Genomic DNA, 18,086 nt, shown 5'->3' with positions numbered 1-18,086 from the left:
CGGATAAACTGTCTCACTTTTTGTGAGGTCGCGACGCCTTCTTTATCACACAACTTCTAAAAAGCTCCTTCTGTTTAGGGTCGGTCAATAGGGTGAGTGAATCCAGCCTTGCGACTCTAGCCACAAAGGCATGACTTTATATTTAGACGGGGTATCTATACTGAATTCACGAGAGGCTGTTTTACATATACTAATTCTGCCCCATGAAAATGAGTCGACAATAGTCAGCAGTGATCTTGAATATATTGTCATCACCTTTAGCACTATTGGGTTTTCTTTCGTGCCAATATTTCTGCACTTTTTCAATGCCACAAAAACAAAAAAGCCCCGCTATTGCGGGGCTTTTAAGAAAGGATATCTATAAAACGCTACACTTTACATAAATTGTATCCTAGAACGGTATATCGTCGTCAAAGTCATCAAAGTTAGGGGCAGGTTGTTGTGGCTTCGCAGGAGCCTGCTGTGGTTTTTGCTGTGGCGGAGCGCTCTGCGGGCGCGCCTGCTGAGGAGCTCTTTGCTGCGGTGCTGGGGCCTGCTGACTATATTCCTGATCTTGAGAATAGCCAGCATTATCGTTATTACCGCCGCGGCCACCTAACATCTGCATTTCACTGGCAACAATTTCAGTCGTATAACGATCCTGACCACTCTGATCCTGCCACTTACGTGTACGTAATGCACCTTCAATATAGACCTGAGATCCCTTACGCAGATATTCACCGGCAATCTCAGCTAATTTATTGAAAAAAACAACACGATGCCATTCAGTACGTTCCTGATTCTGACCCGTTTGCTTATCTTTCCAGGACTCACTAGTAGCCAGCGTAACATTGGTAACAGCATTTCCTGACGGCATATACCTCACCTCAGGATCGCCACCCATATTACCTACCAAAATTACTTTATTTACACCGCGCGCCATGCTTCTCTCCGTCACATAAATCAGCCCCTACAAAAGAGGGAAACCATTATTCATTTCTGCAAAGCATACCACAGAGAACATATGAATTTATACGCAGCACAACAGATCCAACATATTCATTTATATGAAACAGAACACATGGCGCTGTCGCCCCTCAGTACTTTATAATCGATCTCTTTTGTATTTCTCTCTGGAGCAAGCATGGACACTATTCTGGTTCGCGGTGCGCGCACCCACAACCTGAAAAATATTGATCTGGACATCCCGCGCGATAAGCTTGTGGTAATAACAGGCCTTTCCGGTTCTGGAAAATCATCACTGGCGTTCGATACGTTATACGCGGAGGGTCAGAGACGCTATGTTGAGTCCTTATCTACTTACGCCAGGCAATTTCTATCTATGATGGAAAAGCCGGACGTTGACCACATCGAAGGGCTATCCCCTGCTATCTCGATTGAACAGAAATCAACGTCACACAATCCCAGATCTACTGTCGGCACCATCACCGAAATTTACGATTACTTGCGCTTGCTATTTGCCCGGGCAGGCGAACCTCGCTGCCCCGATCACAATTTACCGTTAGCGGCTCAAACTGTCAGCCAGATGGTGGATCAGGTACTAGCCCTGGAAGAAGGCAGCAAACTAATGCTGCTAGCACCCGTTGTACAAGGGCGCAAAGGTGAGCACTTACACACCCTTCACGACCTGAAAAAGCAAGGATTTGTCCGCGCTAGAATCAACGGCATTGTTGTCGACCTTGATAGCGCCCCGGAACTGGATAAAAACAAAAAACATTCGATTGAAGCAGTGGTCGATCGCTTCAAGGTACGAAGTGATCTGCAAATCAGGCTGGCAGAATCTTTTGAAACAGCACTGAACCTTACGGATGGCATCGCACGTATTGCTTATATGGATGGAGAAGCAACAGACCTTGTCTTTTCATCCCGCTTTGCCTGCCCGGAATGCGGCCACAGTATTCAGGAATTAGAACCACGTTTGTTTTCGTTTAATAACCCTCATGGGGCCTGCCCCAGCTGTGACGGCTTAGGTGTAAAACAATTTTTTGATGCCCATAAAGTCATTCAAGACCCTACACTCACCCTATCAGAAGGCGCCATTCGCGGCTGGGACAGAAGAACGCTTTACTACTTTCAGCAACTCAAAGCTGTTGCCAAACATTACTCGTTTGATATCGATACTCCCTTTGAAAACCTGTCGGCCAAACACCAAACATTAATTCTCGAAGGCACAGGAACAGAAGAGGTTCCTTTTACTTATTTAAATGATCGCGGCGATACCATTATTAAGTCGCACCCGTTCGAAGGAGTACTCAACAACCTTCAACGCCGATACAAGGAAACAGAGTCTGACATGGTCCGCGAGGACCTGGCTAAATATCTGAATATGCAGCCATGCCCATCGTGTCATGGCAGCAGACTCAGAAGAGATGCAAGGCATGTATACATAGACCAGCATACCCTACCTGATCTTGTCACCATGCCGATCGGAGCCAGCCTGGAGTATTACCAGAACCTTAAACTTACCGGCAAACAAGGCGAGATCGCAGACAAAATCCTTAAAGAAATTCGGTTGCGCTTGTCCTTTCTGGTAAATGTAGGACTGGATTATCTGTCACTTGATCGAAAAGCAGACACGCTATCAGGCGGAGAAGCCCAACGCATACGACTTGCCAGCCAGATCGGCGCGGGTCTTGTTGGCGTCATGTACATACTCGACGAGCCCTCGATTGGCCTGCATCAACGTGATAATGAACGCTTACTCAAAACGCTCATTCATTTACGTGATCTGGGTAATACCGTCATTGTCGTTGAGCACGACGAAGATGCGATTCGTCTCGCAGATTATGTGATAGATGTAGGACCCGGCGCAGGCGTTCACGGCGGTGAGATTGTTGCTTATGGCACCCCTGATGAAGTTATTAACAATAAAAACTCACTGACAGGACAATACCTGTCAGGCATAAAATCAATCGCCATACCTGATAAACGCCACCCGTTTGATCACAATAAAACACTAACACTCGCCGGCGCTACGGGTAACAACCTGCAGAATGTCACCATTGAGATTCCACTGGGACTGATGACGTGTATCACAGGAGTCTCAGGATCAGGTAAATCCACACTGATTAATAACACCCTGTATCCCCTCGCAGCGGCAGTTCTCAACCACGCAACAACATTAGATGCAGCCCCGTATGAGTCGATAGACGGTTTACAACATCTTGATAAAGTCATAGACATCGACCAAAGTCCGATAGGCCGAACGCCACGCTCTAACCCAGCCACCTATACTGGCATCTTCACACCGATACGCGAACTTCTGGCCGGTACACAAGAGGCTCGCTCTCGTGGCTACAAGCCCGGGCGGTTTAGCTTCAATGTAAAAGGCGGTCGCTGTGAAGCCTGCCAGGGAGATGGCGTAATCAAGGTTGAAATGCATTTTCTCGCCGATATCTACGTACCGTGCGACATCTGCAAAAGTAAGCGCTACAACCGCGAGACACTTGAGATTCAGTACAAAGGAAAAAGTATTGACGCAATACTCAACCTGACCGTAGAAGATGCAAGAGAGTTCTTCGATGCCATTCCCGCTTTGGCGCGCCGCCTGCAAACACTGATTGATGTAGGTCTGTCATATATACGCCTCGGACAAGCCGCCACCACACTCTCCGGCGGTGAAGCACAACGCGTTAAACTAGCGAAAGAGCTGTCTAAAAGGGACACAGGTAAAACACTTTATATACTGGATGAACCAACAACAGGACTGCATTTTCACGACATAGAGCAGCTGATGGCGGTACTGTCGAGACTCAGAGATCACGGCAACACCGTCGTCATTATTGAACACAACCTTGACGTGATAAAAACAGCGGACTGGATCGTCGACTTAGGACCCGAGGGAGGCATTAACGGAGGTACTATTGTGGCGGCGGGCACACCGGAAAACGTTGCAAACGAGTGCAACTCACATACGGGTCACTTCCTGAAACCACTCCTCGAAAAGAGATAAAGTAACAGACATAAAAAACCCGGCCGAAGCCGGGTTTTTTTATGAAGGTAGATTAACCTTCAACATCTTCAGCGGCTGCGCCAGAAACCTTACGGTCTACTAGCTCAACGTAAGCCATAGGAGCGTTATCACCTGGACGATTTCCACATTTCAAAATGCGGATATATCCACCTGGACGGTTCGCATAGCGAGGACCCAGATCTGTGAAAAGCTTACCAACAGCTTCTTTACTACGAGTTCGGTCAAATGCCAGACGGCGGTTTGCAACCGAATCTTCTTTCGCCAGAGTAATCAGTGGCTCAGCTACGCGGCGAAGTTCTTTCGCTTTTGGCAAAGTAGTTCTGATCAGTTCATGTTCAAATAATGAGCATGCCATGTTCTTGAACATCGCTTTGCGGTGCGAGCTGGTACGATTTAAATGGCGACCAGATTTACGATGACGCATTATAAATTCCTTACCAACTTGGTCAGTTAAAACCGCATCTTACGATGCGATTTTATCGTCGTTCTTCAGGCTAGCCGGAGGCCAGTTTTCAAGACGCATGCCCAAAGAAAGTCCTTTGGAAGCAAGTACATCTTTAATCTCTGTCAGCGACTTCTTACCTAGATTTGGGGTTTTCAGCAGCTCAACTTCTGTCCGCTGGATCAGATCACCAATATAGTAAATCTGTTCAGCTTTCAGGCAGTTGGCAGAACGAACCGTCAATTCCAAATCATCGACTGGGCGCAACAGAATCGGATCAACTTCCGGCTCTGCTGGCTCATCCTTCGCCTGGTCAGCTGCATCTTCAAGATCAACAAAAACAGACAACTGATGTTGAAGAATTGTAGCTGCACGACGAATGCACTCTTCAGGATCAATCGTACCATTTGACTCGATATCAATAACCAGCTTATCTAGGTCAGTACGCTGCTCCACACGAGCACTTTCGACAACATAAGAAACACGGCGTACCGGACTATAAGAAGCATCCAACTGGAGACGACCAATAGCACGAGTTTCATCTTCGTCATTAGCGCGAGTGTCAGCAGGAACATAACCACGTCCGTTGGTTACCTTAAGCTGCATATTCAGAGTCGCGCCTGAGTTCAGGTGAGCAATCACGTGGTCGGGATTTGCAATCTCTGCATCCTGGTTCAACTGAATGTCACCAGCTGTTACAGCACCTGAGCCTGATTTGCTCAATGTCAGAGTTGCTTCTTCGCCATTGTGTAGCGTGATAGCAACGCCTTTAAGGTTCAGAAGAATCTCAATGACATCCTCCTGTACGCCTTCAATTGTGCTGTATTCATGCAAGACGCCGTCAATCTCAACTTCAGTGATGGCACAGCCAGGCATTGAAGAAAGTAAAATACGACGCAAGGCATTACCCAACGTATGACCGAAACCACGTTCAAGCGGTTCCAGGGTCACTTTAGCACGTGTGTTACTGATTTCCTGAACGTCAATATGACGAGGACTCAGAAACTCATTTACAGAACGCTGCATAGTTCCACCAATCAAGAGTTCATGAATTACTTAGAGTACAGCTCAACGATCAGCTGCTCATTGATGTCAGCCGACAATTCGCTACGCTCAGGAACGGACTTATAAACGCCTTCCATTTTGCCAGCATCAACTGAAACCCACTCAATTGGAGCACGCTGCGAAGCTAGAGTCAGAGCGCTTTTAACACGCAACTGATTTTTAGCTTTTTCACGAACTGCGACCACATCACCCGCTTGCACTTTATAAGATGCAATGTTTACAACCTGACCATTAATCGTGATCTGTCGGTGTGATACGACCTGACGAGCTTCAGCACGTGTAGAACCAAAACCCATACGATAAACTACGTTATCCAGACGACCTTCAAGCAGCTGAAGCAGGTTTTCACCTGTTGAGCCAGCCTGACGAGCGGCTTCTTTGTAGTAATTGCGGAACTGACGTTCCAGTACACCATAAATACGACGTACTTTTTGTTTTTCACGAAGCTGTAGACCGTAATCGGACAGACGACCTCGACGAGCACCATGTACACCAGGAACAGTTTCAGCTTTACACTTACTATCCAGTGCACGGACACCACTCTTCAAGAACAGGTCTGTACCTTCACGGCGTGACAGCTTGCACTTTGGCCCAAGATATCTTGCCATTATACCGTCTCCAGTTTATACGCGACGTTTTTTCGGTGGACGACAGCCGTTATGTGGAATCGGCGTGACATCAGTAATGTTTGTAATTTTGTAGCCGCAACCGTTCAGCGCACGAACTGCCGATTCACGACCAGGTCCAGGACCTTTTACAAACACGTCGAGATTTTTCAAACCATAATCCAAAGCAGCCTGGCCGGCACGCTCTGCAGCAACCTGCGCAGCGAACGGTGTACTTTTACGAGAACCACGGAAGCCGGAGCCGCCTGAAGTTGCCCATGAAAGTGCATTACCCTGGCGGTCGGTAATGGTGATAATTGTATTGTTAAAAGAAGCGTGGATATGGGCTAACCCATCTACGACTTGCTTTTTAACTTTCTTACGTGTGCGATTACCTGGCTTAGCCATATTGGAAATTCCTATCGCTTAACACTTATTTACGGATCGGCTTACGTGGACCTTTGCGCGTACGCGCGTTGGTCTTACTACGCTGCCCACGAACAGGCAGGTTACGACGATGACGAATACCACGGAAACAACCGAGATCCATGAGACGTTTAATGCTCATAGACACTTCACGGCGTAGGTCACCTTCAACTGTAAACTTGCCAACTTCACCACGAACTACATCGAGCTGCTCTTCGCTAAGCTCTGAAATCTTTGTCGCTTCGGTAATACCAGAAGTTACGCAGATTTTCTTTGCAGTCGTACGGCCAATCCCATAAATGTAAGTCAGAGAAATAACCGCATGCTTATTGTCAGGAATATTGACGCCAGCTATACGGGCCATTCAACTTACTCCATCTTAAAAATGCTCTCATTGAGCAAAATTCTATAAATACGTTCATAGAAAGCGCGAGATTATACGCCTTGATTAATATTAAATCAAGACTTCGCGCTCTCTACTCCCTTTCCAGGAAATTAACCCTGGCGCTGCTTATGGCGGGGTTCCACCTTGCAGATTACACGAACCGAACCGTTGCGACGTACAATCTTGCAGTTACGACAGATCTTTTTAACAGATGCACGCACCTTCATGATCCACTCCTAGAGCGCTCAGCGCAGTAAACCTGCACCGCCACCTTTGAGATTTGATTTTTTCATCAGGGACTCGTATTGGTGAGACATCAAATGTGACTGCACCTGAGCCATAAAGTCCATTACAACAACCACTACGATCAGCAAAGACGTTCCGCCAAAGTAGAAAGGTACATTCCAGGCAACAACTAAAAATTGTGGCATGAGAGATACCGCTGTGATGTAAAGTGCACCAAACAAAGTTAGGCGACCCAACACAGAGTCAATGTAACGAGCCGATTGCTCACCTGGGCGTATGCCCGGAATAAAAGCACCTGACTTCTTCAAGTTGTCTGCCACTTCACGAGGATTAAACATAATCGCCGTATAAAAGTAACAGAAGAACACTATGCATACTGAGAACAAAATGATGTAAAGCGGCTGCCCAGGCCCGAGAGCCAAAGCAATATCACCTAACCATTCCATTCCTTCAGTCTGACCAAACCATTGGCCAACTGACGCAGGAAACAGCAAAATACTAGACGCAAAGATCGGAGGAATCACACCCGCCATATTAACTTTCAATGGCAGATGGCTGGTCTGAGCAGCGTACACCTGACGTCCTTGCTGACGTTTCGCGTAATTTATGGTGATACGGCGTTGGCCGCGCTCCATAAATACAACAAATCCGACTGTAGCAACCGCTAATACAGCAATCGCCAGTAACGCAAGAATGTTCAGGTCACCCTGTCGTGCAGACTCGAAAGACTGCCCGATGGCACTCGGTAAACCAGCAACAATACCAGCGAAAATCAAAATCGAAATACCATTACCAATACCGCGCTCAGTTACCTGCTCTCCTAACCACATCAGGAAAACTGCGCCAGCTACCAATGTCACAACGGCGACAAAGTAGAAGCTGGGCCCTCCAAGGAAGGCAACACCCTGATTAGCTAGTCCAACAGCCATACCAAACGACTGAACAGTAGCCAGCAGGACAGTACCGTAGCGTGTGTATTGATTGATCTTACGACGACCCGACTCACCTTCTTTCTTTAATTGCTCAAGCTGCGGACTCACCACCGTCATCAACTGCATAATAATAGAGGCAGAGATATAAGGCATGATACCAAGCGCAAGAATACTCATACGCTCTAAAGCACCGCCTGAGAACATATTAAAGAGGCTGAGAATCGTCCCCTGATTTTGATCGAACAGTGCGGCCAGACGATCAGGGTTAATACCAGGCACAGGTATGTGTGCACCGATACGATAAACCACGATAGCCAGCAACACAAAGCGCAGACGAGACCATAGCTCACCTAAACCACTCTGATTGCCTGCCGGTATTGATCCTTTCTTAGCCATTTACGCCTCGACTTTGCCGCCAGCAGTTTCGATTGCAACCAAAGCACCTTTGGTCACACGAAGACCTTTGATGTTGACTGCTTTCTTAAGCTCACCTGACAGAATGATTTTTGCAGACTTGATCTCTTCAGAGATAATATCTGCAGCTTTCAATGCTGCCAGATCGATTACTTCCGCTTCAATGCCGTTCAGTTCGTTCAAACGAACTTCTGCAACAAAACGAGCTATACGGGAAGTGAAGCCGAACTTCGGCAGACGACGCTGCAACGGCATCTGACCGCCTTCAAAACCCGGTTTTACAGTACCGCCAGAGCGGGACTTCTGACCCTTGTGACCACGACCACCGGTTTTGCCCAAACCAGAACCAATACCGCGTCCTACGCGTTTTGGTGCAGGCTTAGAACCAGCAGCTGGACTTAGAGTGTTCAGACGCATGACGAACTCCTCTTACTCGCCTACTACACTAACCATGTAGTGGACTTTATTGATCATACCGCGAACTGAAGGAGTATCTTCCAGCTCAACAATATGTCCGATACGGCGCAAACCAAGACCCTTAACACATAATTTGTGCTTAGGCAGGATACCGATTGGGCTGCGGACCAGTTTTACTTTCAAAGTATTAGCCATAATCGTCTACCCCAGAATCTCTTCTACAGACTTACCACGCTTAGCGGCAATATCTTCAGGTGAGCGCATTTGCTGCAAACCTTTAAATGTTGCACGTACAACGTTGATAGGATTTGTAGATCCGTAGCATTTAGCCAATACGTTATGCACACCAGCAATTTCCAAAACGGAACGCATAGCACCACCGGCAATTACACCAGTACCCTGAGAGGCTGGCTGCATATAAACTTTTGACGCACCGTGACGTGCTTTAATAGGATACTGCAAAGTATCACCATTAAGCTCAACACGGATCATGTTGCGACGAGCGGCTTCCATTGCTTTTTGAATTGCAACAGGCACTTCGCGGGCTTTACCTCGGCCGAAACCAACACGCCCTTTACCGTCACCAACTACAGTCAGTGCTGTAAAAGCAAAAATACGTCCGCCTTTTACTACTTTGGCAACGCGATTTACTTGAACTAGCTTTTCCTGTAGATCACCATCTTTTTGTTCGTGATTTGACATCATCGACCCCTTTAGAATTCCAGGCCGCCTTCACGGGCTGCGTCAGCTAGCGCTTTTATACGACCGTGGAATTTAAATCCCGAACGATCAAAAGCAACCTTAGTGATACCTGCTTCTTTAGCGCGCTCTGCAATCAGTGCGCCTACTTTTACTGCAGCTTCGGCGTTACCAGTACTGCCTGTGCGCAGCGCTTGCTCAACTGTTGATGCGGAAGCCAGAACCTGGCCGCCATCAGCAGAAATTAGCTGAGCATAAATGTGACGTGGTGTGCGGTTAACACACAGACGCGCAGCACCCAGTTCACGCATTTTCAGGCGAGCACGCAGTGAGCGACGAATACGAGCTTTTTTCTTAGCGTTCATAACCCTGCCTTACTTCTTCTTAGCCTCTTTACGACGAACATGTTCGTCAGCATAACGCACACCCTTACCTTTATAAGGCTCTGGTGGACGGAACGCACGAACTTCTGCCGCGACCTGACCAACCCGCTGTTTATCAGCACCACGAATAACAATTGTGGTTTGGTTAGGCATTTCAGCTGTTATGCCTTCAGGCAATTGATATTCGATTGGATGCGAGAAACCCAGAGTAAGATTAATAGCGCTTCCTTTAACGGCAGCACGGTAACCAACACCCTGTAATAATAAAGTTTTCGCGAAACCTTCGCATACACCGACAACCATATTGTTCACAATAGAACGAGCAGTGCCTGACATAGAACGCGCAATTTTAGAACCATCGCGAGCAGCAAAAGTCAGAACATCACCTTCTTGTTCCATTGAAACAGATGGATGCATGTTGATAGCTAACTGGCCATTCTTACCAGTAACACTAACGGACTGTCCATCAAGTTTCAGTTCTACACCTGCAGGAATGACTACGGGATTTTTAGCAATACGTGACATTGTAACCCCTTAGAATACCGTGCAAATGATTTCACCACCGATACCGGCAGCGCGTGCAGCACGATCAGTCATCATACCTTTAGAGGTAGATACGATCGCAACACCAAGACCAGCTGCGATAGTAGGCAGCTCTTTAGTTGCCTTATAGATGCGCAGACCTGGACGACTAACTCGTTTAATCTCTTCGATTACCGGCTTACCATCAAAATATTTCAGTTCGATAGTGAGAAGAGGTTTAGCTTCACCTTCTACAGCGTAGTCAGCGATATAACCTTCACTCTTCAACACTTCAGCAACTGATACTTTGATCTTGGAAGACGGCATGGATACAGCTGTTTTTTCAGCCATATGACCATTACGGATACGAGTAAACATATCCGCTAATGTATCTTGCATGCTCATGCATTTACTTCCTCAGTTGTGCAGCACAATGCGGTAGCAGTTTCCTGCCCAGACCATTGTGCTTACCATTTAACAAACTGTCTTACCAGCTTGCTTTCTTAAGACCCGGAACATCACCGCGCATTGCTGCTTCACGTAACTTGTTACGACACAGACCAAATTTACGATACACACCATGTGGGCGACCAGTAATCTGACAACGATTACGCTGACGGCTCGGGCTAGAGTCACGCGGCAGTTTCTGCAGCGCAACAGTTGCGTCCCAACGCTCTTCTTCCGAAGAGGCGGCACTATTAATAATTTCTTTAAGCTGTGTACGCTTAACAGCGTATTTAGCAACAGCTTTGGTGCGCTTATCTTCACGCGCCTTCATAGATGACTTAGCCATTCTTTACCCCTGTTAAATCTTAAACGGAAAATTCAGGGCAGCCAGCAGGGCGCGACCCTCGTCGTTTGTCTTAGCAGTAGTTGTGATCGTAATATCCAGACCACGCATCTTATCTACTTTATCAAATTCGATTTCAGGGAAGATAATCTGCTCTTTGACACCCATGCTGTAGTTGCCACGACCGTCAAAAGATTTCGGGTTCAGGCCACGGAAGTCACGAATACGCGGGATAGAAACATCTATCAGGCGATCCAGGAATTCCCACATCTGTTGTCCGCGCAAGGTAACCTTACAACCGATAGGCCAACCTTCACGTACCTTGAAACCAGCGATAGATGTACGCGCCAATGTCACTACAGGTTTCTGACCAGCAATTTTGGTCATATCATTTACAGCGTATTCCAACTGCTTTTTATCACCTAAAGCTTCACCCACACCCATGTTCAGTGTGATTTTAGTCAGACGCGGAACAGCCATAATGTTCGGGCTGCTTAACTCTTCTTTCAGCTTCTGCTTAACTTCGTTAGCATAAAGCGCTTTTAATCTTGACATAACATTCGCTCCTTATTTTCCGCCGCCGACGATTTCGCCGTTGGACTTGAAGAAGCGAACCTTGGTGCCATCTTCAAGCACTTTAAAGCCCACACGATCACCTTTACCTGTTGCTGAATTGAAAATCGCAACATTCGAAGTAGCAATCCCAGCTTCTTTCTCAACAATACCACCCGGCTTACCCAACTGAGGGTTAGGCTTGGTGCTTTTCTTGATCATGTTGATACCGGAAATAATAAGACGATCATCCTTCAATACACGAAGAACTTTACCGCGCTTACCTTTATCTTTACCTGCGATAACGACCACTTCGTCGTCACGTTTAATTTTACGCATGCTATACCTTTATCGCTTCCTACTACCTGCTCATGCTCAAAAACGCCAAACCCTTTCGGGAGTGGCGTTAAACAGACAAAACTCCAAAGAATTCTGTCTTAAAGCACTTCAGGCGCCAGGGAAATGATTTTCATGAACTTTTCAGAGCGAAGTTCACGCGTTACTGGGCCAAAAATACGCGTACCCATAGGTGCGTTGTTCGCATTCAGCAATACCGCAGAGTTAACATCAAAGCGGATTACAGAACCATCTGGACGACGAACACCTTTACGGGTACGTACAACAACGGCATTAAGAACCTGACCTTTTTTAACTTTACCGCGCGGAATTGCTTCCTTCACAGTAACTTTAATGATGTCACCAATACCTGCGTAACGGCGGTGTGAACCACCCAGAACCTTAATACACTGTACTCGCTTGGCACCGCTGTTATCAGCGACATCAAGCATCGATTCAGTTTGAATCATGGTCTACTCCAAAATATGTTAGCTGCCCGTCAAAATCATGACGGGCAAACCGTCACTGGAGCGAAGGCGCGTATTCTACACCTTCGCAGCACGCTCTTCAATACGTACAAGCGCCCAAGTTTTACTCTTGGAGTAAGGACGGGTTTCTTCGATCGTTACGAGATCACCCGCATGGCACTCATTCTTTTCGTCATGAGCATGCAGCTTAGAGGAGCGAGTCATGAACTTTCCGTATATCGGATGCTTCTCTTTACGCTCAACCAGAACTGTGATGGTTTTATCCATCTTGTCGCTGACGACACGGCCAACAACGGTTCGAGTACGTTTTTCAGCGCTCATTTTTCACCTGCCTTATCATTCAGTACTGTCTTAACGCGAGCCACGTCGCGACGAACCTGACCCAGAAGGTGAGTCTGTGACAGCTGACCAGTTGATTTCTGCATACGCAGATGGAACTGATCTTTCAGTAAACCCAGCAATACTTGCTGAAGTTCTTCTGAAGACTTTTCACGAAGTTCTTTGGCATTCATCACATCACCGTCCGTTTGACAATGGTTGTAGACACCGGCAATTTAGCAGTCGCAAGAGCAAAAGCTTCATTAACCAGTTCTTCAGGTACACCGCTAATTTCAAATAACACACGACCCGGCTGGATCTGCGCTACCCAATACTCAACGTTACCCTTACCTTTACCCATACGTACTTCTAGTGGCTTATTAGTAATCGGCTTATCTGGAAAGATACGAATCCAGATTTTACCACCACGTTTAACGTGACGGGTCATAGCACGACGCGCCGCTTCAATCTGGCGCGCAGTAATACGACCACGGCCGGTAGCTTTGAGACCGTACTCACCAAAGCTAACTTTGCTACCGCGATGTGCCAGACCGCGATTGCGGCCTTTCATCATCTTACGGAATTTAAGTCGTTTAGGTTGCAACATTGACGTTTACCTCACTTAGAACCTTTCTTCTTAGGTGCGTTATTTTTCTCAGCACGTACCTGACCGATACCACCAAGAACTTCACCTTTGAAGATCCAGACTTTAACGCCAATCACACCATAAGTAGTGTGCGCCTCATAAGGTGCGTAATCGATATCTGCACGCAGTGTATGCAAAGGTACACGACCTTCACGATACCACTCAGAACGTGCGATCTCAGCGCCACCTAAACGTCCGCCTACCTGAATCTTAATGCCCTTAGCACCTAAGCGCATTGCATTCTGAACCGCACGCTTCATAGCACGACGGAACATAACGCGACGCTCAAGCTGACTAGCAACACCTTGTGCCACTAACATTGCATCTAGTTCTGGCTTACGAATTTCTTCGATGTTGATGTGAACGGGAACACCCATCATTTTAGAAACAGCATTACGCAGTTTCTCAACATCTTCACCTTTTTTACCAATCACGATACCTGGACGAGCCGTGTATATAGTGATCTTTGCATTCTGTGCAGGACGCTCAATTTCGATGCGGCTGACAGAAGCATTTTTTAACTGACCTTCAAGGTATTCACGCACCTGAAGATCGTTCAGCAATTTTCTTGCATATTCAGACTTATCGGCATACCACACAGACGTGTGATCTTTGACGATTCCAAGTCGAATACCGGTCGGATGTATTTTCTGACCCATAACGAACTCTCCTAGCACTCAGCCTTAGTCGGACACCTTAACGGTGATGTGGGAGTTGCGCTTCAGGATGCGATCTGCGCGACCCTTGGCACGTGGCTTGATTCGCTTCATAGTCACACCTTCATCAACGAAGACAACAGAGACATGCAGCTCATCAATATCAGCACCGTCATTATGCTCGGCGTTTGCAATCGCAGACTCCAGCACTTTCTTGACGATATCTGCTCCTTTTTTCGGACTGAAAGCTAAGATATTCAAAGCTTCACCCACCGACTTCCCGCGAATCTGATCTGCGACTAAGCGCGCTTTCTGGGCAGAAATGCGGGCGCCTATTAATTTAGCAGCGACTTCCATCATTTAACCCCTTATTAACGCTTCTTAGCCTTCTTATCCGCAGCATGACCACGGTAAGTACGTGTAGCAGCGAATTCGCCAAGTTTATGGCCGACCATATCTTCAGTCACGAAGACTGGAACGTGCTGGCGGCCGTTATGAACTGCAATCGTCATCCCAACAAAATGTGGGAAGATAGTAGAGCGACGTGACCAAGTTTTAATTGGCTTACGATCGCCCGCATCAATTGCAGCCTCTACCTTCTTCAACAGGTGAAGGTCGATAAATGGACCTTTCTTCAGTGAACGTGGCACAGCTGTATCCTCAAGTTAGTTACTTAGCCGAACGACGACGAACGATTAGTTTGTTCGTACGCTTGTTCTTACGTGTCTTATAACCTTTAGTTGGAACGCCCCACGGTGTAACAGGATGACGACCGCCCGAAGTACGACCTTCACCACCACCATGTGGGTGATCAACTGGGTTCATTGCAACACCGCGGACGGTAGGACGAACACCCAACCAACGCTTAGCACCGGCTTTACCGAGCTGACGAAGACTATGTTCGCTGTTGCCAACTTCACCCAACGTTGCGCGACACTCAACCAGCACTTTACGCATTTCACCAGAACGCAGACGCAATGTAGCGTAAGTTCCTTCACGCGCAACTAACTGAGCAGATGTACCCGCAGAACGAGCGATCTGAGCACCTTTACCAGGCTTCAGTTCGATACAGTGAATAACACTACCCAAAGGTATGTTGCGCAACGGCAACGTGTTACCCGCTTTAATATCAGCATCAATACCGGAAACAACAGTAGCTCCAGCAACAACACCTTTTGGCGCAATAATGTAGCGACGCTCACCATCTGCATATTTCAGCAGGGCAAGGTGCGCAGTACGGTTCGGATCATATTCCAGATGTTCAACAACGGCTGGGATACCATCCTTATTGCGACGAAAATCAACTACACGATAATGCTGCTTATGACCGCCACCAATGTGACGAGTCGTAATGCGACCATTATTGTTACGACCACCGCTCTTGCTTTTCTTTTCGATCAATGCAGCTAAAGGCTTGCCTTTATGCAGCTCAACACTTGCAACCTTAACTACGTGACGACGTCCAGCAGAGGTTGGCTTTGATTTCATAACCGCCATAACTTAACCTCTCTTATTCGCCACCAAGAAAATCAATCTCAGAGCCAGCAGCAAGACATACATATGCCTTACGAACATCGCTACGCTTGCCTAGGCCGCGTGCAGTGCGCTTGGTCTTACCCTTAGCATTGAGAACGTTTACGCCAGATACTTTGACGTTAAACAGCTGCTCAACCGCTTCTTTGATTTCAGGTTTGGTAGCATCTTTAGCCACACGAAAAACTACCTGCTGAGCATCGTCAGCGACAATAGTTGCTTTTTCCGAGATATGAGGACCTAACAATACTTTGTATAGACGTTCCTGGTTCATGCTAATGCCTCCTCAATTTTCTTAAGAGCAGGTACAGTAACTACAACCTTATCAAAACCAACCAGGCTAACCGGGTCGATTCCTGCAACATCACGTACGTCCACATGCGGAACATTACGAGCAGCCAGGTATAGGTTTGCTTCAACATCTTCAGTTACGATCAACGCGTTTGCCAGATCAAATTCTTTCATCTTAGCAATAAACTGTTTAGTTTTTGGCGTATCCATGGAGAACTGATCAACAACTACCAGGCGATCCTGGCGAACCAATTCAGAGAAGATGCAACGCATCGCTGCACGATACATTTTTTTGTTCACTTTCTGCGAGTGGTTACGAGGCTTCGCAGCAAACGTAACGCCACCACTACGCCAGATAGGCGAACGAATTGTACCGGCACGCGCACGACCTGTTCCTTTCTGACGGAATGGCTTAGCACCACCACCAGAAACTTCAGAGCGAGTTTTCTGTGCTTTTGTACCTTGACGAGCACCAGCCAGGTATGCGTTAACAACCTGGTGAACCAATGCTTCGTTGAATTCTTTACCAAATGCCAGATCGGATACTTCGACCGATCCATTAGCTCCAGCGAGATTCAGATTCATCATAACCCCCCTTAGGCGCCAGCTTTAACAGCTAGTTTAACGATTACGTCACCGCCAGTTGCGCCTGGAACAGCACCCTTGATCAATAACAGGTTACGTTCTACGTCTACACGTACAACTTCTAGAGTCTGAACAGTAACGCGCTCAGCGCCCATGTGACCTGCCATCTTCTTGCCTTTCCAAACACGACCAGGAGTCTGACACTGACCGATGGAACCTGCAGAACGGTGAGATAGTGAGTTACCATGAGTCGCATCTTGCATGGAAAAGTTCCAGCGCTTAATAGCACCCTGGAAACCTTTACCTTTAGATTGACCGGCAACATCTACTTTCTGACCTACTGCGAAGCGCTCAACCGTTAGTGAATCACCAACGTTGATACCTTCATCACCCGACAGACGGAACTCCCACAAACCACGTCCTGCTTCTACGCTAGCTTTAGCGAAGTGACCCGCTTTTGGTTTGTTCAGGCGATTAGCCTTAACAGCACCAGTAGTCACCTGCACAGCCATGTAGCCGTCAGTTTCAACAGTTTTAACCTGCGTTACGCGATTCGGATCCACCTCGATGACCGTGACTGGCACGGATACGCCATCTTCTGTGAAGATGCGAGTCATACCCGCTTTACGTCCGATTAAACCTACAGACATTTCCTATACCTCTTGCCAGTTGTGTACGGGGCTGTTACCCACTACGGCTGTCCATTTCAGGAACATTCCACAAACAGCGCTTCATTAAATAAATAATTCTGCGCAGTGACTGATTAGCCTAAACTGATCTGCACTTCTACACCCGCAGCTAGATCCAGCTTCATCAAAGCATCAACAGTTTTTTCTGTTGGCTCAACGATATCCAGAACACGCTTATGCGTACGAATTTCGTACTGATCACGCGCATCTTTATTGACATGCGGAGAGATCAGAACGGTAAAACGTTCTTTGCGAGTTGGAAGCGGGATCGGACCATGCACCTGTGCACCCGTACGCTTAGCAGTATTTACAATTTCCTGCGCGGACGAATCGATCAGGCGATGATCAAACGCTTTCAGACGAATTCTGATTTTCTGATTTTGCATTTTGATCACACTTTTCAAATGATTATTACGGCAATAGCCGACCTCCCCTTCTATGAAGGGGACGCAAATTCTACTCAGGAGAGCAGCCCACGTCAAGGCCGGCCGACTAATTATTAACCAAAAGCAAAAAAGCCCTCAATAAGAGGGCTTTTTACTATCACTCAATCCCGAAAAGGAATTACGCGATAATTTTAGATACTACACCAGCGCCTACAGTACGACCGCCTTCACGAATCGCAAAACGCAGACCTTCATCCATTGCGATTGGTGCAATCAGAGTAACAACCATCTTAACGTTGTCACCTGG

General features: G+C 47.1%; 31 protein-coding genes. 1 reads left to right on the top strand and 30 read right to left on the bottom strand.

Annotation, left to right across the window (positions count from 1 at the left end):
- Nucleotides 1–391: 391 nt before the first annotated feature.
- Complete coding sequence (gene ssb / locus BM099_RS17945) at nucleotides 392–922, bottom strand: single-stranded DNA-binding protein (protein ID WP_090730226.1); 531 nt, start codon at nucleotides 920–922, stop codon at nucleotides 392–394.
- 201 nt (nucleotides 923–1,123) lie between these two features.
- On the opposite strand from ssb, the gene uvrA reads away from it, so the two are divergent.
- Nucleotides 1,124–3,952 carry an excinuclease ABC subunit UvrA gene (uvrA, locus tag BM099_RS17940; RefSeq protein ID WP_090730224.1) on the top strand — a complete coding sequence of 943 codons (2,829 nt, stop codon included), beginning with the start codon at nucleotides 1,124–1,126 and terminating at the stop codon, nucleotides 3,950–3,952.
- A gap of 52 nt (nucleotides 3,953–4,004) precedes the next feature.
- Here the strand turns inward: uvrA and rplQ are convergent, their stop codons facing one another.
- From rplQ to BM099_RS17795, 29 genes are all read right to left on the bottom strand, one after another.
- Complete coding sequence (gene rplQ / locus BM099_RS17935; protein WP_090730222.1) at nucleotides 4,005–4,397, bottom strand: 50S ribosomal protein L17; 393 nt, start codon at nucleotides 4,395–4,397, stop codon at nucleotides 4,005–4,007.
- Nucleotides 4,398–4,436: 39 nt separating this feature from the next.
- Nucleotides 4,437–5,441 (bottom strand): DNA-directed RNA polymerase subunit alpha, encoded by a 1,005-nt coding sequence (locus BM099_RS17930; RefSeq protein WP_090730220.1) that lies wholly within the window; start codon nucleotides 5,439–5,441, stop codon nucleotides 4,437–4,439.
- Nucleotides 5,442–5,467: 26 nt separating this feature from the next.
- On the bottom strand, nucleotides 5,468–6,088 hold the full coding sequence (gene rpsD, locus BM099_RS17925) for a 30S ribosomal protein S4 (RefSeq protein ID WP_090730219.1): 621 nt from the start codon (nucleotides 6,086–6,088) through the stop codon (nucleotides 5,468–5,470).
- Between the two features lie 15 nt (nucleotides 6,089–6,103).
- The gene (gene rpsK / locus BM099_RS17920) at nucleotides 6,104–6,493 is read right to left on the bottom strand and encodes a 30S ribosomal protein S11 (RefSeq protein ID WP_028470372.1); all 390 of its coding nucleotides are present in this window, start codon (nucleotides 6,491–6,493) and stop codon (nucleotides 6,104–6,106) included.
- A 25-nt stretch (nucleotides 6,494–6,518) separates the two neighbouring features.
- On the bottom strand, nucleotides 6,519–6,875 hold the full coding sequence (gene rpsM / locus BM099_RS17915) for a 30S ribosomal protein S13 (protein WP_090730217.1): 357 nt from the start codon (nucleotides 6,873–6,875) through the stop codon (nucleotides 6,519–6,521).
- A 131-nt stretch (nucleotides 6,876–7,006) separates the two neighbouring features.
- Nucleotides 7,007–7,123: a 50S ribosomal protein L36 gene (gene rpmJ, locus BM099_RS17910; protein WP_007021200.1), complete on the bottom strand. Its 117-nt coding sequence runs from the start codon at nucleotides 7,121–7,123 to the stop codon at nucleotides 7,007–7,009.
- Between the two features lie 18 nt (nucleotides 7,124–7,141).
- Nucleotides 7,142–8,470 carry a preprotein translocase subunit SecY gene (gene secY / locus BM099_RS17905; RefSeq protein ID WP_090730215.1) on the bottom strand — a complete coding sequence of 443 codons (1,329 nt, stop codon included), beginning with the start codon at nucleotides 8,468–8,470 and terminating at the stop codon, nucleotides 7,142–7,144.
- Nucleotides 8,471–8,905: a 50S ribosomal protein L15 gene (gene rplO / locus BM099_RS17900; RefSeq protein ID WP_090730213.1), complete on the bottom strand. Its 435-nt coding sequence runs from the start codon at nucleotides 8,903–8,905 to the stop codon at nucleotides 8,471–8,473.
- A gap of 12 nt (nucleotides 8,906–8,917) precedes the next feature.
- The gene (gene rpmD / locus BM099_RS17895; protein ID WP_028470367.1) at nucleotides 8,918–9,100 is read right to left on the bottom strand and encodes a 50S ribosomal protein L30; all 183 of its coding nucleotides are present in this window, start codon (nucleotides 9,098–9,100) and stop codon (nucleotides 8,918–8,920) included.
- A 6-nt stretch (nucleotides 9,101–9,106) separates the two neighbouring features.
- The gene (gene rpsE / locus BM099_RS17890) at nucleotides 9,107–9,607 is read right to left on the bottom strand and encodes a 30S ribosomal protein S5 (RefSeq protein ID WP_028470366.1); all 501 of its coding nucleotides are present in this window, start codon (nucleotides 9,605–9,607) and stop codon (nucleotides 9,107–9,109) included.
- 11 nt (nucleotides 9,608–9,618) lie between these two features.
- A complete protein-coding gene (rplR, locus tag BM099_RS17885) occupies nucleotides 9,619–9,969 on the bottom strand; it encodes a 50S ribosomal protein L18 (protein WP_090730211.1) in 351 nt (116 codons plus the stop codon).
- 9 nt (nucleotides 9,970–9,978) lie between these two features.
- Complete coding sequence (rplF, locus tag BM099_RS17880) at nucleotides 9,979–10,512, bottom strand: 50S ribosomal protein L6 (RefSeq protein ID WP_090730209.1); 534 nt, start codon at nucleotides 10,510–10,512, stop codon at nucleotides 9,979–9,981.
- Between the two features lie 9 nt (nucleotides 10,513–10,521).
- Nucleotides 10,522–10,914, bottom strand: coding sequence for a 30S ribosomal protein S8 (rpsH, locus tag BM099_RS17875; RefSeq protein ID WP_090730206.1), 393 nt, complete (start codon nucleotides 10,912–10,914; stop codon nucleotides 10,522–10,524).
- An 82-nt stretch (nucleotides 10,915–10,996) separates the two neighbouring features.
- Nucleotides 10,997–11,302, bottom strand: coding sequence for a 30S ribosomal protein S14 (gene rpsN, locus BM099_RS17870; protein WP_090730204.1), 306 nt, complete (start codon nucleotides 11,300–11,302; stop codon nucleotides 10,997–10,999).
- Nucleotides 11,303–11,314: 12 nt separating this feature from the next.
- Entirely contained in the window at nucleotides 11,315–11,854 is a 540-nt protein-coding gene (rplE, locus tag BM099_RS17865; protein WP_090730201.1) for a 50S ribosomal protein L5, read from the bottom strand.
- A 12-nt stretch (nucleotides 11,855–11,866) separates the two neighbouring features.
- On the bottom strand, nucleotides 11,867–12,190 hold the full coding sequence (gene rplX, locus BM099_RS17860; protein WP_090730199.1) for a 50S ribosomal protein L24: 324 nt from the start codon (nucleotides 12,188–12,190) through the stop codon (nucleotides 11,867–11,869).
- A gap of 98 nt (nucleotides 12,191–12,288) precedes the next feature.
- A complete protein-coding gene (gene rplN, locus BM099_RS17855) occupies nucleotides 12,289–12,657 on the bottom strand; it encodes a 50S ribosomal protein L14 (protein WP_028470359.1) in 369 nt (122 codons plus the stop codon).
- Nucleotides 12,658–12,732: 75 nt separating this feature from the next.
- Nucleotides 12,733–12,996 carry a 30S ribosomal protein S17 gene (rpsQ, locus tag BM099_RS17850; RefSeq protein ID WP_090730196.1) on the bottom strand — a complete coding sequence of 88 codons (264 nt, stop codon included), beginning with the start codon at nucleotides 12,994–12,996 and terminating at the stop codon, nucleotides 12,733–12,735.
- Complete coding sequence (gene rpmC, locus BM099_RS17845; protein WP_090730194.1) at nucleotides 12,993–13,187, bottom strand: 50S ribosomal protein L29; 195 nt, start codon at nucleotides 13,185–13,187, stop codon at nucleotides 12,993–12,995. The genes rpsQ and rpmC overlap by 4 nt, the downstream gene beginning before the upstream one ends.
- Nucleotides 13,187–13,600, bottom strand: a complete 414-nt coding sequence (gene rplP / locus BM099_RS17840; RefSeq protein WP_090730192.1) for a 50S ribosomal protein L16 — start codon at nucleotides 13,598–13,600, stop codon at nucleotides 13,187–13,189. Before rplP ends, rpmC begins: the two co-directional genes overlap by 1 nt.
- An 11-nt stretch (nucleotides 13,601–13,611) precedes the next feature.
- Nucleotides 13,612–14,298 carry a 30S ribosomal protein S3 gene (gene rpsC / locus BM099_RS17835; RefSeq protein ID WP_090730190.1) on the bottom strand — a complete coding sequence of 229 codons (687 nt, stop codon included), beginning with the start codon at nucleotides 14,296–14,298 and terminating at the stop codon, nucleotides 13,612–13,614.
- 24 nt (nucleotides 14,299–14,322) lie between these two features.
- Entirely contained in the window at nucleotides 14,323–14,652 is a 330-nt protein-coding gene (gene rplV, locus BM099_RS17830) for a 50S ribosomal protein L22 (RefSeq protein ID WP_090730188.1), read from the bottom strand.
- Nucleotides 14,653–14,666: 14 nt separating this feature from the next.
- The gene (gene rpsS, locus BM099_RS17825) at nucleotides 14,667–14,945 is read right to left on the bottom strand and encodes a 30S ribosomal protein S19 (RefSeq protein ID WP_090730185.1); all 279 of its coding nucleotides are present in this window, start codon (nucleotides 14,943–14,945) and stop codon (nucleotides 14,667–14,669) included.
- Between the two features lie 19 nt (nucleotides 14,946–14,964).
- A complete protein-coding gene (gene rplB, locus BM099_RS17820; protein WP_090730183.1) occupies nucleotides 14,965–15,792 on the bottom strand; it encodes a 50S ribosomal protein L2 in 828 nt (275 codons plus the stop codon).
- A gap of 13 nt (nucleotides 15,793–15,805) precedes the next feature.
- Nucleotides 15,806–16,102, bottom strand: a complete 297-nt coding sequence (rplW, locus tag BM099_RS17815; protein WP_090730180.1) for a 50S ribosomal protein L23 — start codon at nucleotides 16,100–16,102, stop codon at nucleotides 15,806–15,808.
- The gene (gene rplD / locus BM099_RS17810; RefSeq protein WP_090730178.1) at nucleotides 16,099–16,704 is read right to left on the bottom strand and encodes a 50S ribosomal protein L4; all 606 of its coding nucleotides are present in this window, start codon (nucleotides 16,702–16,704) and stop codon (nucleotides 16,099–16,101) included. Before rplD ends, rplW begins: the two co-directional genes overlap by 4 nt.
- 11 nt (nucleotides 16,705–16,715) lie before the next feature.
- Nucleotides 16,716–17,354 (bottom strand): 50S ribosomal protein L3, encoded by a 639-nt coding sequence (rplC, locus tag BM099_RS17805; protein ID WP_090730176.1) that lies wholly within the window; start codon nucleotides 17,352–17,354, stop codon nucleotides 16,716–16,718.
- A gap of 113 nt (nucleotides 17,355–17,467) precedes the next feature.
- Nucleotides 17,468–17,779 (bottom strand): 30S ribosomal protein S10, encoded by a 312-nt coding sequence (rpsJ, locus tag BM099_RS17800; RefSeq protein ID WP_028470348.1) that lies wholly within the window; start codon nucleotides 17,777–17,779, stop codon nucleotides 17,468–17,470.
- Nucleotides 17,780–17,957: 178 nt separating this feature from the next.
- Nucleotides 17,958–18,086: EF-Tu C-terminal domain-related protein (locus tag BM099_RS17795; RefSeq protein WP_090731033.1), on the bottom strand; the 129-nt coding region annotated here is incomplete at its 5' end.

Source organism: Neptunomonas qingdaonensis, from assembly GCF_900113275.1.
In the GTDB taxonomy this organism is placed as follows: domain Bacteria; phylum Pseudomonadota; class Gammaproteobacteria; order Pseudomonadales; family Balneatricaceae; genus Neptunomonas; species Neptunomonas qingdaonensis.
This window is presented reverse-complemented; position numbering and strand designations above follow the sequence as displayed.

What these genes read in the sequence shown, in the direction of transcription:
- ssb (WP_090730226.1), bottom strand. Translation starts at nt 922, where the DNA reads ATGGCGCGCGGTGTAAATAAAGTAATTTTGGTAGGTAATATGGGTGGC.
- uvrA (WP_090730224.1), top strand. Translation starts at nt 1,124, where the DNA reads ATGGACACTATTCTGGTTCGCGGTGCGCGCACCCACAACCTGAAAAAT.
- rplQ (WP_090730222.1), bottom strand. Translation starts at nt 4,397, where the DNA reads ATGCGTCATCGTAAATCTGGTCGCCATTTAAATCGTACCAGCTCGCAC.
- BM099_RS17930 (WP_090730220.1), bottom strand. Translation starts at nt 5,441, where the DNA reads ATGCAGCGTTCTGTAAATGAGTTTCTGAGTCCTCGTCATATTGACGTT.
- rpsD (WP_090730219.1), bottom strand. Translation starts at nt 6,088, where the DNA reads ATGGCAAGATATCTTGGGCCAAAGTGCAAGCTGTCACGCCGTGAAGGT.
- rpsK (WP_028470372.1), bottom strand. Translation starts at nt 6,493, where the DNA reads ATGGCTAAGCCAGGTAATCGCACACGTAAGAAAGTTAAAAAGCAAGTC.
- rpsM (WP_090730217.1), bottom strand. Translation starts at nt 6,875, where the DNA reads ATGGCCCGTATAGCTGGCGTCAATATTCCTGACAATAAGCATGCGGTT.
- rpmJ (WP_007021200.1), bottom strand. Translation starts at nt 7,123, where the DNA reads ATGAAGGTGCGTGCATCTGTTAAAAAGATCTGTCGTAACTGCAAGATT.
- secY (WP_090730215.1), bottom strand. Translation starts at nt 8,470, where the DNA reads ATGGCTAAGAAAGGATCAATACCGGCAGGCAATCAGAGTGGTTTAGGT.
- rplO (WP_090730213.1), bottom strand. Translation starts at nt 8,905, where the DNA reads ATGCGTCTGAACACTCTAAGTCCAGCTGCTGGTTCTAAGCCTGCACCA.
- rpmD (WP_028470367.1), bottom strand. Translation starts at nt 9,100, where the DNA reads ATGGCTAATACTTTGAAAGTAAAACTGGTCCGCAGCCCAATCGGTATC.
- rpsE (WP_028470366.1), bottom strand. Translation starts at nt 9,607, where the DNA reads ATGTCAAATCACGAACAAAAAGATGGTGATCTACAGGAAAAGCTAGTT.
- rplR (WP_090730211.1), bottom strand. Translation starts at nt 9,969, where the DNA reads ATGAACGCTAAGAAAAAAGCTCGTATTCGTCGCTCACTGCGTGCTCGC.
- rplF (WP_090730209.1), bottom strand. Translation starts at nt 10,512, where the DNA reads ATGTCACGTATTGCTAAAAATCCCGTAGTCATTCCTGCAGGTGTAGAA.
- rpsH (WP_090730206.1), bottom strand. Translation starts at nt 10,914, where the DNA reads ATGAGCATGCAAGATACATTAGCGGATATGTTTACTCGTATCCGTAAT.
- rpsN (WP_090730204.1), bottom strand. Translation starts at nt 11,302, where the DNA reads ATGGCTAAGTCATCTATGAAGGCGCGTGAAGATAAGCGCACCAAAGCT.
- rplE (WP_090730201.1), bottom strand. Translation starts at nt 11,854, where the DNA reads ATGTCAAGATTAAAAGCGCTTTATGCTAACGAAGTTAAGCAGAAGCTG.
- rplX (WP_090730199.1), bottom strand. Translation starts at nt 12,190, where the DNA reads ATGCGTAAAATTAAACGTGACGACGAAGTGGTCGTTATCGCAGGTAAA.
- rplN (WP_028470359.1), bottom strand. Translation starts at nt 12,657, where the DNA reads ATGATTCAAACTGAATCGATGCTTGATGTCGCTGATAACAGCGGTGCC.
- rpsQ (WP_090730196.1), bottom strand. Translation starts at nt 12,996, where the DNA reads ATGAGCGCTGAAAAACGTACTCGAACCGTTGTTGGCCGTGTCGTCAGC.
- rpmC (WP_090730194.1), bottom strand. Translation starts at nt 13,187, where the DNA reads ATGAATGCCAAAGAACTTCGTGAAAAGTCTTCAGAAGAACTTCAGCAA.
- rplP (WP_090730192.1), bottom strand. Translation starts at nt 13,600, where the DNA reads ATGTTGCAACCTAAACGACTTAAATTCCGTAAGATGATGAAAGGCCGC.
- rpsC (WP_090730190.1), bottom strand. Translation starts at nt 14,298, where the DNA reads ATGGGTCAGAAAATACATCCGACCGGTATTCGACTTGGAATCGTCAAA.
- rplV (WP_090730188.1), bottom strand. Translation starts at nt 14,652, where the DNA reads ATGGAAGTCGCTGCTAAATTAATAGGCGCCCGCATTTCTGCCCAGAAA.
- rplB (WP_090730183.1), bottom strand. Translation starts at nt 15,792, where the DNA reads ATGGCGGTTATGAAATCAAAGCCAACCTCTGCTGGACGTCGTCACGTA.
- rplW (WP_090730180.1), bottom strand. Translation starts at nt 16,102, where the DNA reads ATGAACCAGGAACGTCTATACAAAGTATTGTTAGGTCCTCATATCTCG.
- rplD (WP_090730178.1), bottom strand. Translation starts at nt 16,704, where the DNA reads ATGAATCTGAATCTCGCTGGAGCTAATGGATCGGTCGAAGTATCCGAT.
- rplC (WP_090730176.1), bottom strand. Translation starts at nt 17,354, where the DNA reads ATGTCTGTAGGTTTAATCGGACGTAAAGCGGGTATGACTCGCATCTTC.
- rpsJ (WP_028470348.1), bottom strand. Translation starts at nt 17,779, where the DNA reads ATGCAAAATCAGAAAATCAGAATTCGTCTGAAAGCGTTTGATCATCGC.